13 protein-coding genes are annotated in these 14,910 nt (G+C 63.3%); 5 read left to right on the plus strand and 8 right to left on the minus strand.

The window, feature by feature from the left end; all coding sequences use genetic code 11:
• The first annotated feature begins 139 nt into the window (after nt 1-139).
• Nucleotides 140-1,000: a VacJ family lipoprotein gene (locus QFZ83_RS25400; protein ID WP_307511024.1), complete on the plus strand. Its 861-nt coding sequence runs from the start codon at nt 140-142 to the stop codon at nt 998-1,000.
• Between the two features lie 283 nt (nt 1,001-1,283).
• On the opposite strand, the gene QFZ83_RS25405 is transcribed toward QFZ83_RS25400, so the two are convergent.
• Entirely contained in the window at nt 1,284-1,952 is a 669-nt protein-coding gene (locus tag QFZ83_RS25405; protein WP_307511025.1) for a GntR family transcriptional regulator, read from the minus strand.
• Between the two features lie 8 nt (nt 1,953-1,960).
• Nucleotides 1,961-3,616 carry a histidine ammonia-lyase gene (gene hutH / locus QFZ83_RS25410; protein WP_307511026.1) on the minus strand — a complete coding sequence of 552 codons (1,656 nt, stop codon included), beginning with the start codon at nt 3,614-3,616 and terminating at the stop codon, nt 1,961-1,963.
• An 89-nt stretch (nt 3,617-3,705) separates the two neighbouring features.
• On the opposite strand from hutH, the gene QFZ83_RS25415 reads away from it, so the two are divergent.
• Nucleotides 3,706-3,861, plus strand: coding sequence for a hypothetical protein (locus QFZ83_RS25415; RefSeq protein ID WP_307511028.1), 156 nt, complete (start codon nt 3,706-3,708; stop codon nt 3,859-3,861).
• A 266-nt stretch (nt 3,862-4,127) separates the two neighbouring features.
• On the opposite strand, the gene QFZ83_RS25420 is transcribed toward QFZ83_RS25415, so the two are convergent.
• Nucleotides 4,128-5,108, minus strand: coding sequence for a LysR family transcriptional regulator (locus tag QFZ83_RS25420; protein ID WP_307511029.1), 981 nt, complete (start codon nt 5,106-5,108; stop codon nt 4,128-4,130).
• A 113-nt stretch (nt 5,109-5,221) separates the two neighbouring features.
• On the opposite strand from QFZ83_RS25420, the gene QFZ83_RS25425 reads away from it, so the two are divergent.
• Both QFZ83_RS25425 and QFZ83_RS25430 read left to right on the plus strand, forming a co-directional pair.
• On the plus strand, nt 5,222-6,220 hold the full coding sequence (locus QFZ83_RS25425; protein ID WP_307511031.1) for an MBL fold metallo-hydrolase: 999 nt from the start codon (nt 5,222-5,224) through the stop codon (nt 6,218-6,220).
• Between the two features lie 440 nt (nt 6,221-6,660).
• The gene (locus tag QFZ83_RS25430) at nt 6,661-7,473 is read left to right on the plus strand and encodes a GntR family transcriptional regulator (RefSeq protein WP_307511033.1); all 813 of its coding nucleotides are present in this window, start codon (nt 6,661-6,663) and stop codon (nt 7,471-7,473) included.
• Here QFZ83_RS25430 and QFZ83_RS25435 read toward each other — a convergent pair.
• The 4 genes from QFZ83_RS25435 to QFZ83_RS25450 are packed head-to-tail and all read right to left on the minus strand — an operon-like array spanning nt 7,470 to nt 12,428.
• The gene (locus tag QFZ83_RS25435) at nt 7,470-9,152 is read right to left on the minus strand and encodes an FAD-dependent oxidoreductase (protein ID WP_307511035.1); all 1,683 of its coding nucleotides are present in this window, start codon (nt 9,150-9,152) and stop codon (nt 7,470-7,472) included. The genes QFZ83_RS25430 and QFZ83_RS25435 overlap by 4 nt on opposite strands.
• Nucleotides 9,152-10,549, minus strand: a complete 1,398-nt coding sequence (locus QFZ83_RS25440; RefSeq protein WP_307511036.1) for an FAD-dependent oxidoreductase — start codon at nt 10,547-10,549, stop codon at nt 9,152-9,154. The genes QFZ83_RS25435 and QFZ83_RS25440 overlap by 1 nt, the downstream gene beginning before the upstream one ends.
• Nucleotides 10,550-10,557: 8 nt before the next feature.
• Nucleotides 10,558-11,565, minus strand: a complete 1,008-nt coding sequence (locus QFZ83_RS25445) for a tripartite tricarboxylate transporter substrate binding protein (RefSeq protein WP_307511038.1) — start codon at nt 11,563-11,565, stop codon at nt 10,558-10,560.
• A 41-nt stretch (nt 11,566-11,606) separates the two neighbouring features.
• Complete coding sequence (locus QFZ83_RS25450) at nt 11,607-12,428, minus strand: shikimate dehydrogenase (RefSeq protein WP_307511040.1); 822 nt, start codon at nt 12,426-12,428, stop codon at nt 11,607-11,609.
• Between the two features lie 205 nt (nt 12,429-12,633).
• Here QFZ83_RS25450 and QFZ83_RS25455 point away from each other — a divergent pair, with 205 nt between their 5' ends.
• Nucleotides 12,634-13,323, plus strand: coding sequence for an alpha/beta hydrolase (locus QFZ83_RS25455; protein ID WP_307511042.1), 690 nt, complete (start codon nt 12,634-12,636; stop codon nt 13,321-13,323).
• Between the two features lie 539 nt (nt 13,324-13,862).
• Here the strand turns inward: QFZ83_RS25455 and dmpG are convergent.
• Nucleotides 13,863-14,903 (minus strand): 4-hydroxy-2-oxovalerate aldolase, encoded by a 1,041-nt coding sequence (gene dmpG / locus QFZ83_RS25460; RefSeq protein ID WP_307511043.1) that lies wholly within the window; start codon nt 14,901-14,903, stop codon nt 13,863-13,865.
• Nucleotides 14,904-14,910 lie beyond the last annotated feature (7 nt).

Genomic DNA, 14,910 nt, shown 5'->3' on the forward strand with positions numbered 1-14,910 from the left:
GGCTCTGTCCCCAACGCAACCGATGCGGCGACTCAACGGCCAGTCGAGCGACAGCCCTGTGGTCAACATCCAGCGACCGAACGCTCGTCCACCAACCTTGTGATTTTCTTTCCTCAACGCCTGCCTACCGGACATCCATATGAAAGCTCACCCTCCCCTGTTGCTCGCCGCGATGGTTCTGGCCACCAGCGCGTGCGCCAGCAGTTCCGCCCCACATCAGATACAGCGCGCGTCGGTGCCCGTCGCTCCAGTCGACGCCGCGCCGGCGACGCTTGCAGCAGCATTGCCCCAAGATGAGTCAAGTGCCATGCGTTCCGGTGCCGACACGAACGACATTGCCTCGTCCGATCCGGACGCAGAAGCGATCTATGAACAAAAATGGGCGCACGATCCCTGGCAGGGCTTGAATCGAAGGACCCACGGATTCAACAACGCGGCGGACAGGTGGGTGCTTCGGCCGGTGGCGGTGGGCTACGACACGATCACGCCTGCGTCGGTCCAGGCGGGCGTCTCGCGCTTCTTCGCGAACCTGCGCATTCCCGCGACGGCCCTGAACCAGGCCCTGCAGGGGCGCCCCCAGCATGCGGCGCAATCGCTCGGGCGACTCGTCGTCAACAGCACCGTTGGCATCGGGGGACTGTTCGATCCGGCTTCCCACCTGGGAATTGCGAAGCGCACTGACGAAGATTTCGGCCAGACGCTCGCGAGCTGGGGCTGGCGCGACTCGCGCTATCTGGTACTTCCGCTGTTGGGCCCGCGCACGGTGCGCGATACCGTTGCCATGGCGGGCGATCAACCGATGTCGCCCATCGGGCAGATTGACGACAGCGGAACTTACAACGGACTCCTCTTGCTGCAAACAGTGGACGGTCGAGCGCGGATGCTGCCGCTGGACAAGTTTCGTCAAGATGCGTTTGACGACTACATTCTCGTACGCGACGCTTGGGTTCAGCGGCGAAACCATCAGATCCGACAGGATCTGCTGCCCCATCGCGATTGAGGTGGAAACGCAACCGCGCGTCCCCTTCGGGATTGCAGAGAGTGCGACACCGTGAACGGACGGCGGCAGCAGCCACGAGGGCGGCCGCTTGAACTCGCGCCGCTCGATGGGCGCATTGGCGGGTTTTCAGGCCCCAAGTGCAACACCGGGATACGTCTTCGGTGCGTACCTTAGGTCGCGTGGATTGCAGATGGGCGCTTCGGCAGCGCTACCCTGCCAACCGGCCAAGCGCTCCGACGACGGCGACGTACTTGCCTGTTGCATGCCTGCCGCCTGCGGAGCACTACGTCTCGATGATTGCTTTGACCAGAACGGTTCTCGACTCGCCGATGTGCTTCTTGAGCAACTCGCAAGCGCGGTCCACCTCGCCAAACCTGACCGCAAGAAGAATTTCCGCGTGATCGGCACTCGAGGTTGGGTCCCAGTCTTCGGCGTGCGTGGCACCGATCATGTAGCGTGTTCTTGCGACATGGAGTTCCCTGATCGAATTGAGCAAGATCGGCATTCCGCAGGGCTCGTACAAGGCCATGTGAAAGCGCCGATTTGCCTCCTCCCAATCTCGCATGTTCTTGGCTTTCTCGCTCGCGGCGATGGCCGCCTTCGCCAGCGCAAGACTCTCGTTCGTCATCCTCTTCATCGCCCCGGCCAGCGCCAACGGTTCCAAGGCTTCACGCATCATGGTGATTTCGACGACAGACGCGAGATCCAAAGGTGCGACCCGCACACCTTTCCTTGCTGTGGCAACCAGCAGGCCCTCGGATTGAAGCTGCCGGAATGCTTCGCGTACAGGGATGTGGCTCGTGCCGAACTCCTTGGCGACCGCGTCCTGAAGCACTCTTGCGTCCGCCTTGAGCGTGCCATTGACGATTCGCTCTTTCAGGATGCGTGCGATCTTCTCGGACCACGACAAGTTCGATAGATCGTCCAACATCAGGGAAGAGGTCGTATTCATTTTTTCGGCTACAGATCAAGCGAGCCCACCGCTGCCTCGACTGCGGCGAGTATCGAACCGTCAACGACGGCCTTCTTCAGCGTGTCTAGGTCATCATGAACCCAGCGGTCCTCGCCCCATGTCGCAGGAACCACCGTTCGTACGGCTTTGAGTGCGGCCTGGCTGCCGACCCCCAGTGCAAACTGCTTCAAGTTGCGCTCGCTCAGATCGAGCGCCTGGGCCGCCAGAAGCAGTTCAACAGTGACGACGGCCTGCGCATTTTGGACCACCGTGCGGCTTCGCCGGGCCGCGAAGCATGAGTTGCTGATGTGATCCTCGGTGTTGCCTTTCGCAGGCAGACTGGTCGCGCTTGCAGGACTGCACAGGCCCATGTTCTCAAGCACCAGGCCCGTTCCCATGCTTTGCACGGTCGGAAAGCCGGAATTCACACCAGGACGTTCCGCAATCAGATTGGCAGGCAGCCCGAAGTTGCAAGCCGGATCAATCAGGCGTGAGCTGCGGCGATCGCAGATGGCGCTGAGATCGGTGACGACCAGCGCGAGCAAGTCCATGGCCTGTGCGATGTACTGGCCATGGAAGTGACCCGCGGAGACGATCTCGTAAGTATCGTCTTCCGGAAAAATCAGCGGGTTGTCGGTCGCGCTGTTCATCTCTGTCTGGAGAATGCCATCGATGTAGTCGAGAGCGTCCAAAACGGGCCCATGAACCTGCGGCGCACAGCGCAGGGAATATGCGTCCTGAATCCTCGGCGCTAGAGGCGGATTCTGCGGCAGCCCCACCGTCGAGCTCTCGGCATTGGGCGTTCCCCACAGAACGATCTGTCGCGCAGGCTCCGTACAGCGCGCCGAATTCTCGATGAGCTTGCGGATCGATGCGGCCACGCGCCGCTGGCCTTTGTGGGGTCGCGCCAGCATGACGCGATCCTGGAAGCACGCGACATCCGCGCGCAGCGCCTCGAGCGAAAGCGCAAGTGAGACCGTTGCGCTCGAAAGCAGCGCACGGGCGTCATGCGCTGCAAGCACTGCGTACGCCAGGGAAGCAGTTGCCCCGTTGATCAACGCCGTCGCGTCCTTGGCCTGCACGTCCAGGGTAGGCGCGAGGCCCGCTCGCTCGAATGCTGCGGCGGCTGAGAGCACCTCGCTCTCGTATTCGACCTTGCTCTCGGGCATTCCCATCATCGCCCCCGCCATCAGCGCCAGCGGCGCAAGATCACCACTTGCTCCCACGCTGCCCTTGGAGGCGACGATCGGCGTGATGTCGTGATTGAGCATGTCGAGCAGGCGGTCGACCATGGCCAGCCGAACACCGGAGTGATTGCTTGCGAAGGCATTCACCCGCAAGACCATCATGGCGCGCACAACCTCCTTCGGCATCAACTCACCCGTGGATGCCGAGTGCGACCGGATCAAGTTTGTCTGGAAGGCGACGACATCCTTCGCCCCGATCCGAAGGCTCTTGAGCGAGCCGACGCCGGTATTGAAGGCATACATGAGGGGCGCCGCGTCAGTCAGCCAGTTGGTCTCTATGTATTCACGTGCCTGGGCAAGCGCAGTCCTGCATTCCTTGTCCAGCTCGAGCCATTGGTGCCCTCGTGCGACCGCGACCAGCGACGCCGGGGTGAGGGATCTTCCATCAAGGATGACAGGAGCATGTTCAGTGTTCATGGATCGCCCATTTAATTTCATATATTATCTATGATACTTCGAGACAATGACCCCCCTCTGGGCGCACATCACAACTTGGATGCCTATTCATGTTGCGCTCAACAGATGGCCAACACGCGTCGCTCGACGCGACAGCATCGGGCCATGAGCCTGCCCTGCGGCCGTTCGGCGTGCTATCGGTCGTCATGATGTGGGTCGGCCGGCATTTCGACGACGCGACGGTGCTGGCCGCCGCCTTCGCTTGAGCAGGCAGGATTCGCGTCACTCGGTCGAGCCAGCCCAGCGCAGGCTGCAATAGAGCTGACGACGAGGAACATCCGTGCCTTCGCGGCTGCCGAGTGCCGTGACGATGTTCGGGTGTCCGCTGACCTCCTTCGTCCGTCATGGCTCAGCTCATGACCCAGAGAAATGCTAGCAAGAGTGAGTCGTTTGCCGGCACCTTCAAGGTGTCCTGAATCTCTGCTTGCCTTGCGGATCGCCGCCTCCGCGGGAGTACGGAAGGTCGTGCGGGCTAGGCGCGGCCAGACGCGCAGCGTTCCGGCTTTTTCGTGTTGCGCTGCCCTATCGCGCCGGCCCGACCGGTCCCTTCGGGCAGCATGTGCGCCCAAGCGTCCTGCAACCGCTCAACAGCAAAGTCAATGAATTGCCGGACACGTGGCGCAAGTTGACGGCCATGCGGAAAGACCACATGCAAAGGCTCCATCGGAGCCGCGAAGTCTTGCATCACATGCAAAAGGCGGCCGGCCTGGATGTGCGAGCCGACATCCCAAACCGACTTGAAGAAAATCCCGGCTCCCTCCAATGCCAACGACTGCGCCACATCGCCGTCGTTCACAAGAAAAGTCCCTTGGATCTTGACCGCGAGCGGTTGCCCGTTGACTTGAAATAGCCAATGGCCAGCAGGACGCGCGCCGTAGACGATGCACGCGTGCTGGGACAGTTCGTCAGGTGTTGTCGGCGCACCATTGCGTGCAACATAGGACTGCGCGGCACACAGCACTCGGTAGTTCGGCGCAATTTGACGCGCACTGAGCGACGAGTCGTGCAACGTACCGAAGCGGAAGGCAACGTCGATGCCACTCTCGGCCAAGTCCATGACATCGTCACTCAGTTTCAGGTTGATAGACAACGCGGGATGCCTTGCCTGAAAAGCGGCAACGATGGGCGTCAAGTATTGCCGTGCAAACGTGCGGGGAGCGGTCAGCGTCAGCATGCCGCTGACGGTATCGCGACTGCCCGCCATCAGGTGCTCCGCGCCCTGGATTTCCTGCAAGATACGGGCGCAGCGCTCGTGGAAAGCCACCCCCTCTGGAGTGAGCGACTGGCTTCGCGTGGTGCGCAGCATCAGGCGCACGCCCAATTTTCGCTCCAGCGACCCGATCCGCTTGCTGACCACCGCCAATGACAGGTCCATATCGCGGGCTGCGGCTGACATGCTGCCGGTCGCGACCACTCGAACAAAGACCCTTAGATCCACAACATCGTCAATCATGCGGCGGCTGCTCTCAACGTTATGAAGAGAGTGTATCTATTGCCTGCTACTTTATTAACCTTCCGGAGATGAAGAAACTGGCGTTATCGCTCTCAACCTCCAGGAAAGTCTCGATGACTGCACGTCAATCTTTCGCCCCGATGCTCGCCGCGCTGCTGATCGCCATCGGCGCCGGATCTTTCTCATCGGCCCATGCACAGCACAGCGCCGCCGAGCCCCTGACCAAGCTTGCCAAAAGTCAGGCGGGCTTCTATCGCTTAAAAATCGGTGACATCGCCGTGACCGCTTTGTCTGATGGGACCATCCCATTGGAGACGAAGATTCTGACGAATACGAAGGGCCACCACGTCGCAAGACTGCTCAAGGATGGATTTGCCGGAACGACCATCGACGCGTCGATCAATGCATTCCTGATTGAAACCGCCGGCAAGCTCATCCTGGTGGACGCCGGCACCGGAGAGCTCTATGGGCCGACGCTAAACAAGTTGCCGGCCAGCCTGCGTGCCATCGGCGTGGAGCCAGCGCAGATCACCGACATTCTCCTCACCCACGTCCACACGGATCACAGCGGCGGCTTGATGGACGGCACAACGCGAGTCTTCCCGAACGCCGTCATCCACGTTGAGCGCAAAGAGGTCGACTACTGGCTGGATCCACAAGCACTCGCACGAGCGCCCGAGTCTCAAAAGCAGTACTTCCAGCAGGCCAAGGCGAAGATCGGTCCCTACGCCGACTCCGGCCAAATCGAACCGTTTGACGGCGCCGTCGAATTGTTTCCAGGCATCCGCTCCGTGCCCGCTCCGGGTCATACTCCCGGCCACACGTTCTATTCACTCGAGAGCAGGGGCGAAAAACTCATGTTCTGGGGCGATGTGCTGCACGTGGCAGAAGTACAGTTGGCGGCGCCCGGTGTGACGATCCAGTACGACGTCGATCCCAAGGAAGCGGCCGCTGCGCGACGGCGCGCGTTCGCCGACGCAGCAGCGAAGGGTTACCTGGTTGCGCCTGCACACTATTCCTTCCCGGGTGTCGGTCATCTGCGCAAGGTGGCCGATGGCTATCGCTTCGTGCCGCTGACCTATGTCAACGACGCGCTACCGGTAAAAAGATAGACCTCGGAGCCCGGTTCGCCTTGAACCGAGCGAAGGGGGCGTGGCGCGAATGGCCGAACAAGCCGCATGTCAGGAATCTGATGTCGCCTGCGGTGCATGCCTCGCGTTTTCCATAAAGCGTCGAGCGCCTTCGCCGCCTCCTCCTCTGACCCTTGGCCACATCCTGAGCGATGGCAGCCTGCAACTTACTGCCTCCGAGAGATCTGCGGCCCGTTCGCGATGGGTGAACCAGAACCGCCTGGACATGCCTTGCATGATCTTCCTCGATGAGACGGCGAACTCGTCGCGGGCGGCGTCGAGCAGCAACTGGTCAAGACGCCAGCGCAACACCGAAAAACCTGGCCATCGTTGCGCTTGGCTTCCGAGAGGCCCAAATTCAGACGAACTGACGGCGTAGCTGCGTACCATTTCTCGATCCGAAAAGCCGCGGCGGCCGGCCTATGATCCTCGCCATGTCATCCACAGAGAAGCGCGCTAGCCACACGTCGCCACAAGCCGCAGGTCAACCGTCATTGGTGGATCCTCCCGAACGGGCCATCTTCGAAGGTCAATCGGAAGACTTGCTGTCCGACCGGCTGGCGCGGCAGATCCGCATCAGCATACTTCGCGGAGACAACCCCGCGGGCTCCCGCTTGAACCTTGACGAGATGAAGGGGCGATACGACGTCAGCCTGAGTCCCTTGCGGGAAGCGCTTTCCCGCCTTACCGCTGAAGGATTCGTGCGCTTCGAAGCAAAACGCGGTTTTCGCGTCAGCGAGATGTCGGGCGCCAACCTCGGCGAGATCACCACCATCAGGAGACTCTGCGAGCCAGTCGCGATCCGGGAATCGGTCTTGCATGGCGACGACGACTGGGAGGAGCGGGTAGCAGCTGCTGCGCACATGCTCGGCAAGCGCGTTGCGGCGGAGCCGAGCCCGATCTCGGCCGCCGAATGGGAAAGCGCCCATCGGAAGTTTCACCTCGCCGTGCTGTCGGGTTGCGGCATGCCGATGCTCATGCATTTCTGCAGCACGCTGATGGACTTGCAGGATCGCTACCGCCTGCAGCTGGCAAAGGGGGGCGCCTATTCCCGTCGGGCCGATGGCAAACATTTGGCCCTGCTCGATGCCTGCCTGACGCGCAATGCGAAGCTCGCCGAGAAGCTCGCACTTGAGCACATCGATCGCACCCACCAGGAACTGATCGCCGCGATGAGCGGCACGCCATTGCCAGTCGCGAAACCCCGGGCCGGAGCGCGCCGCCGAAAGAGCTAGCAATCGCTCAAGTGGCGGACGGCGCGCCATGCGAACGTCATGCCCGGCCCGAGAGTCGCTCCTGGGCCCGGGTAGGCGCCCCGCATCATCGAGGCCATGTCGTTGCCGCACGCATAGACGCCCGGGATCGGTCGTCCTTCGGCATCGAGGACGCGCGCGTCCGAATCCGTCCGCAGGCCCACGCTCGTTCCCAGGTCAGCGACGTGAATCTCGACTGCGCACAGGGAACGCGTGTCGAGAGGGCGCAAACACCGATTCGGTGTGCTCGTCGGATCGCCATTGTGCTGATTGAGCGCCGACTCACCGCGATGGAAATCCACATCCACTCCGCCAGCAGCGAGTTCGTTGTACCTGGTCAGTGTGCGCTCGAGCGCACCGGGCTCGAGCTGAAGGCGTTGTGCGAGTTGGCGGGGCGATCCAGCTCTCGTGAGATAGCCCGCCCGCGTAAGGCGCCGCGGCGACCTTCGGCCTGGATGCGCCAAGCCAAGGCCATGGCGTTCGACGAATGCAGCATCGGTGATCAAGAAGAAGCGCTCGCTGCCCGTGCGTCGGTTCGATTCGAGCATGCCCTCGCAAAAGTGGTGATACGAGTCCGCCTCGTTGGCGAATCGGTTGCCGGTCGCGTCCACCGCGAGAAGACCTGGCTTGGCCCGGTCCATGACGATGTGCGGAAAGGTCGCGACGCTGCCATCCGTTCGCTTCATGGTCGAGACTGGCATCCAGAACGCAGGCGGCATGTGGTCGCCGTCCATCGTGCCGCCCAGCGAAAGCCCCAGCTGGATGCCTCCGCCGGTCCCGCCCGCGTGCGCGACGCTGTACGCACGGGCGACCGCTGGCAACCAGCGCTGCCGCATCGCCGGGTTGCCCGAGAACCCACCGGTCGCCAGCACCACCGCCTTTCGGGTCCGCACCTGCCGCTCCCCTTGCGCGCCGGAAAGCGTGCAGCCGAATCCCGACGCCGTCCGCACCACTTGGGTGACCCTTGTATCGAAAGCGATCTCGACATCCGAATGCAACAAGCTGTCGAGAAGCTGCGCGACAAGCGCATTGCCCATGACGAGCCGCGTTCCCCGGGCACGGGTGAGCCGGTCTCTCGCGTATCGGGCGACCAGTCGTGCTGCCTGCAGGAAGGCTCGCGGCTCACGCAGTGCGTTCAGCAGGATCGGGATGTCGGTCTTGGAAACCATCATCCCGCCCAAGACCATGAATTCCGGCAGCGGCGGACGTACACGCGAAAAACTACGGCCGAGCCGGCGGCCGTCGAACGGATCGGGAGCGAATGCTCGACCGCCAAGCGTGGCGCCTGGCAGCCCTTGAAGGTAGTCGGGGTGATGGCGCACCGCTTCGAGGCGTACCTGCGTCTGCTCGCGAAGAAATCGCAGAAGCTCGGGCCCCGATTCAAGGAGCGCGTCGATCTTGGCGCGGTCGGCGTCCGCCCCGATGCATGCCTGCAGGTACGTGCTTGCCGCCTGGCGGCAGCCAGTGATGTCGTTGACGTCCAGCGGGGACGCGCAAGGAATCCATAGCGTGCCAGCCGACGTCGCGCTCGTGCCGCCCACCTGGTTGGTCGATTCGACGAGCAGAACCTTCAAGCCTCGGGCCGAAGCGCACAGCGCGGCCGTCATGCCAGCCGCACCTGCTCCTACGACGAGGACATCGAAGTCCAGCGCCTGTGGCATCACGCCTCGCTTTGAAGGATGGCGCCCTGCTCCCGCAAACGGTGCTGCAGCTCGGGAATGGATGTCTCCCGGACGTCGCCTGTCCAGCTTCGATCGGTCGAGCACATCGCGGCCGCCGTGCCCGCAGCCTGGCCCATCGCCATGCAGGTGCCCATCACGCGCGCCGAGCTTTGCGCCTCGCGCGTGGCGGACAGGCATCGGCCGACAACGAAAAGGTTGCGGACATCCTTGGCGATCGCGACAGCCAAGGGAAGATCGTAGGACCCCCCTTCCCTGATCGTCTGGCGGCGATGGGAAGATACCGCGAACAGGTCGATTTCGTGGCCGCCCTTGGCGACCACATCATCGCGCTTGCGCGCGGTCAGCACGTCATCTTCATCAAGGACGTAGTCGCCCACGATCCGACGCGTCTCGCGCACGCCGATCTTGCCCGCGACACCCGAGAAGTGTGCGTCCTCGAAGCCGGGCACGCGTTCCTTCAGGAATCGCATCGATTGCTCGATCTGAGCAAAGAAGGTCGGTACTGCCGCGCTGAGCCGCCGCATATCGGTCGCATCGACATTTCCGATCTGCGTGCAGTTGATGCTGACTTCGCGGCGCGCCGTGGAGATGGGCACCACAGCGACGATCGACGTGGGGAACATCTCACCGGCCTCCACCGCCCGCTGCAGGATGCCGCGCTCGCCAAGGAGCACCACCTTGGGCTGGCCCTGTTTCCAAAGGGCCTCGGCGCATTGTTCGCGCGACATGCCCAGGCCGGGAAATTCCGCGAGTCCGTAGTCTTCCGGATGGCTCCTTACGTTTCCGAGCAACCGGGGTGTGTCCACGCCAGTCATGCGGAAAATCAGCGACGGTGGCTGGAAGAAGCGTCCGTCCTTGCCCAGCTCCGTCTTGCCGCCAGCAGCATCCACGAGATCGGCGTCTCCGCTGGCGTCGATGACGACCTTGGCGCGCACCAGGTGGCGGCCGGACTTGTTCTGGACAAAGACCCCGCGCACCTGTCCGTCGACGGAAAGAACTCCCGTGGCGAGCGTGTAGAGCATCAGCTCGACGCCCGCCTTGTTGAGCAGACCCACGACAGCGAACTTCATCAGTTCAGGGTCGAAACACACGAGATGCAGCGATCGATAGTCGAAGACGGGACCGATGTAGCCGCCGAGCGTCTCGACCTCGCGCAACAGGTCGCGAGCCACGCCGCCGACGATCCATTCTCCGCGCGTCGAGATCATGCCCAACATTGAGATGCCGCTGACAAGTTCTCCGCCCACCATGGGCGAAGCTTCGACTAGCAGTGTCTTCGCGCCACTGCGTGCTGCGCTGACCGCAGCGGCAACGCCCGCGCTGCCGCCGCCCACGACCAGCACGTCGCATTCGATTTCATGAGTGATGTCCAGCATGGAGAAGCTCAAGTAGTGATTTTCTTTGTGATGACGATGTCGCCCCAGCGCTTCACCTCGGAACGCAGCAGGGTCATGAACTCTTCTCGCGAGCCGGCAATGGGAGTCGACCCCAGCGCCGCAAAGCGAGCGGCGACCGCCGGATCTGCGAGCGCCTTGTCGAGCGAGGCATTGAGCTTGTCCAGCACTGCGGCCGGCGTGCCCGCTGGCGCAAGCAGCCCATACCATCCCTGGGCATCGAGTCCGGGCATCGTTGCCTCGGCGAGCGTAGGCACGTTCGGCAACTGCGGTGAACGCCGTCGGCTGCTGACCGCGAGCGCGCGCAGCTTGCCACCCTGCACCTGCGGGAGTGCCGTCTGTACCAGATCCATGACGAACTCGATCTGGCCGCCGAGTAAGTCGACGATGGCAGGGCCGGTGCCACGGTATGGCACATGGGTGAAACTCGCGGCGGTGCTGGATGCCACCAACTCCGGAAGCAGATGCGTCAGCGTGCCGGCGCCGCCTGAGCCGTAGGGAACGGGCTTGGACCTGGCCGCCGTGATGACGTCGGCGAACGTCTTGTAGGGAGAGTCCGCGCGCACGACCACGACAAGCGGAGTCTGCGCAACGCCGCCGACCGCGGCGAAGTCTTCAACTGCGTCGAAGGGCAGCGGCTTCATCATCGTGGCATTGACCGCGTGTCCGTTGGATGCCATCAACAATGTGTAGCCGTCCTTGCGTGCCTTCGCGACCAATGCTGCGGCGATCGTGCCGCCGGCACCGGCACGGTTGTCCACCACGACGCTCTGCTCGAGCTGCTGCGAGAGCAGGGATGCGGTGATGCGGGCCAGCGTGTCGGCAATGCCACCGGCGGCGAATCCCACGACGATGGTGACGGGTCGGGCGGGAAAAGCTGGCTGCGCGTGGGCCAGCGGGGCCAGGCTGGCGAGGCCCATCGCGCCGAGAAACTGCCGCCTGCGCACAAGCCATTGGGGCAGGTGAGCGCTGGGAAGCCGAGGGTCTGTGGTTTCCATTGAATGTCTCCGGTAAGTTCGAATGGCGGGGAGCCGCTGCGTCAGCGGAAGAAATCGAGCAGCCGCTGCAGCTGCCCGTCCAATACCTGCTTGCCTGGGTGGATCTCGCAGCCCAGCTTGCGCGCGGCATGAAGAAGTGGCGTGAGTTCCGGGGTCATGACCACCTCGGCAACGACGTGGAATCCACGCAGCAGATCCGTGTCAATAGGTGAACGCGTGTCACCGGCCATTCCGATCGGCGTCGCATTGACGATCAGCTGGAAATCGGCCGCCGATGTCGCGCTTCCCGCATCGAAGCGCGTTCCCGCCGGGCCGTGTTCGGCAAGGCGCAACGCGAGCTGTTGCGCGCGCCAGCCATTGACGTCGACGACGGACACACGCGCAGCACCTTCCTGCGCAAGTGCAAGTGCAATGGCTGAGCCGACCCCGCCGGCGCCGATCACGAGTGCCGAGCACCCCTTTGTCGCAAACCCACGTCTGGCGAGCCCCGACACAAAGCCGTAGCCGTCGAAAAGATCGCCGAACGCCTTGCCGTCGCGAAACCGGACGGCATTTACGGCGCCTGCCACGCGTGCGGCCACCGAGAGTTCGTCCATCCAGTCGACCAAGGCGATCTTGTGCGGGACCGTGGCGATCCAGCCGCGCAAATTTCGAATCCGACGCGCTCCCTCGAAGACCGTCCGCAGATCCTCGCTGGATACCGGTGCCGGCAGGACGAGAAGGTTCTCGCCCGCCGCAAGGTAGTGCGGATTCATGGCTTGGGGCGCCTTCACCTGCGCGATCGGGTCGCCGACGATCCAGACGAACTGGGTCGCGGCATCTATGAGCGACGCCTTGCTTGAAGCGCTTTGATCGTTTTCCATTCATCGATGGTATCTTAATCATCGATGATCTGACAACAATCGATTATTCTTCGGACACTCTGATCACGCGAAATTGCGTCACTTCATCCCACCGAGGAGATCACGATATGAAGCGAAGGACCCTTCTAGGCACCGCTGCGGCCAGCGCCTGACTGCATGTGCGAATGGCTCACACACCCCTCAGGCCAAGCCGACACTGTTACTCGTGCACGGTGCCTGGCACGGGGCTTGGTGCTGGGAACGTGTTGTGCTCTTGCTGGGCAATGGCGGATATCGCAGCGTGGCAGTCACGCTGCCGGGCATGGGCGAGCGACGCTCGGAGTTGTCTGCAGCCATTGATCTGGACTGCCACATCAACGCTGTTTCCGACGCGGCGCGCGCCATCGAAGGGCCGGTCGTTCTTGTCGGCCACAGCTACGCGGGCTTTGTAATCACCGGCACCGCAGACCGCCTTGCCGCTTCTGGCACGCTTCGGTCGCTGATCTACGTGGATGCATTCGTACCGTCCGAAGGCGAGAAGGCTTCCGACTACATGCCAGAGGAGGCGCGCACAAAACTCGCCGCAACGCTCGCGATGGGTGATCCCGCTTATCCGCCGATACGGGCGGAGTTCTTCGGCCTCGAACAACCCGAAGATGTTGCGTGGGTGCAGGCCAGACTCACCGCGCAACCGGCGGCGACCTACTTCCAACCCATTCGGCTCGACAACAGATTGGGCGTCGGCATCAGGCGTAGCTATGTGGCGTGTCAGTCGCCCCGCCTCCCCGTCTTTGATTCGACCAAGGCACGGATCCGTGCGGACGCCTCGTGGATCTATCAGGAATTGCAGACGGGACACGATGCCATGATCACGTCCCCGGATCGCTTGGCCAAGTTGCTCATTCAGCTTGCCTGAGTGGAAGGTCAGCGGGTCGAATGAGCCACTTGAACGAAAAACAGCGTCTGGCGGGAAATCGTTGGAGGCTATGCCGTCCGGCCTCGCATGACCGGGAGCATCTGTGAACGCGACACGGCATGCGATCGACGCATCCAGCCGTGTCAGCCACGCGCGTGCTTGCAGACTCAATGTTGCTCCGAGACACGAGCGCGCTTGCGCACTTCCAACATCGCGGTACCCGAAGCGAGTACCGTGACGACGAGCCCTTGGCGAGCCAGTTGGCGGCGGTCTACATGGCCGGCATGGGCGAAATCTTCCGAGTGCCACTGGCCGGAGCACCCGAGGGCCTCGCGCTAGCGGAAGTTGTCGGAGCTCGGGCCGCGGCGCCCAACAGTAGCTTGTACACCCTGTCCGAGAGCCACCAGCCAGTCGCTGCTCTGGTACACACCGACGGTCACCACCACATCCCCGCATCGACGACAACGACGCTCGCGCAGCGCGGCATCCCTGAGCGGGCCGGGCGATGGACAGGGAGCACCATGGGGATCTTCGGTGGGTCAGGCGGTGGCCACAGCGGGTCCGGCTCCACGCGAACGCAGCAGGTCGAGCGCGACGTCGACGATCATGTCTTCCTGGCCGCCGACCATGCGGCGCCGGCCGAGTTCGAGCAGGATGTCAACGGCCGGCAGGCCGTAGCGTGCCGCGGCGGCTTCCGCATGCCGCAGGAAGCTGGAATAGACGCCGGCATAGCCAAGCGACAGCGTCTCGCGGTCCACGCGAACGGGCCGGTCCTGCAGCGGCCGCACGATGTCATCGGCCGCATCCATCAGCGCCTTCACGTCGCAGCCATGCTTCCAGTGCAGCCGCTCGGCCGCCGCCACGAAGACCTCGAGCGGCGCGTTGCCGGCGCCGGCACCCATGCCGGCCAGGCTGGCGTCCACGCGGTCGCAGCCTTCCTCCACGGCCACGATGCTGTTGGCGACGCCGAGGCTGAGGTTGTGGTGGGCATGCATGCCGGTTGCGGTTTCTGGGCGCAGCACGTCTTTGAAGGCGCGGAACCGGTCGCGCACATCCTGCATGCCCAGTGCCCCGCCCGAGTCGACGACGTACACACAGGTGGCGCCGTAGCTTTCCATCTTCAGTGCCTGCTGCGCGAGTTCCGCCGCGGTGGCCATGTGGCTCATCATGAGGAAGCCGACGGTGTCCATGCCGAGCTCGCGCGCGGTCTCGATGTGCTGCTTCGCGACGTCGGCTTCCGTGCAGTGCGTCGCCACGCGCACGACGCTGGCTCCGGCCGCGTGGGCCGCCTTCAGGTCGTGCACGGTGCCGATGCCCGGCACGAGCAAGGTGGCGATGCGCGCCCGGCGGACGGCGTTGCGCGCCGCGGCAATCCACTCGAGGTCGGTGTGCGCCCCGAAGCCGTAGTTGAAGCTGGAACCGGCGAGCCCGTCGCCATGGGCGACCTCGATGGAGTCGACGCCTGCGGCATCGAGCGCGGCCGCGATCTGCGCCACCTGTGCCAACGTGTAGCGGTGCCGGATGGCGTGGCTGCCATCGCGCAGCGTCACATCGGAGATGTAGATCTTCTTGTCATTCATGGAAATC

This window comes from Variovorax sp. W1I1 (genome assembly GCF_030815625.1).
In the GTDB taxonomy this organism is placed as follows: domain Bacteria; phylum Pseudomonadota; class Gammaproteobacteria; order Burkholderiales; family Burkholderiaceae_C; genus Variovorax; species Variovorax paradoxus_C.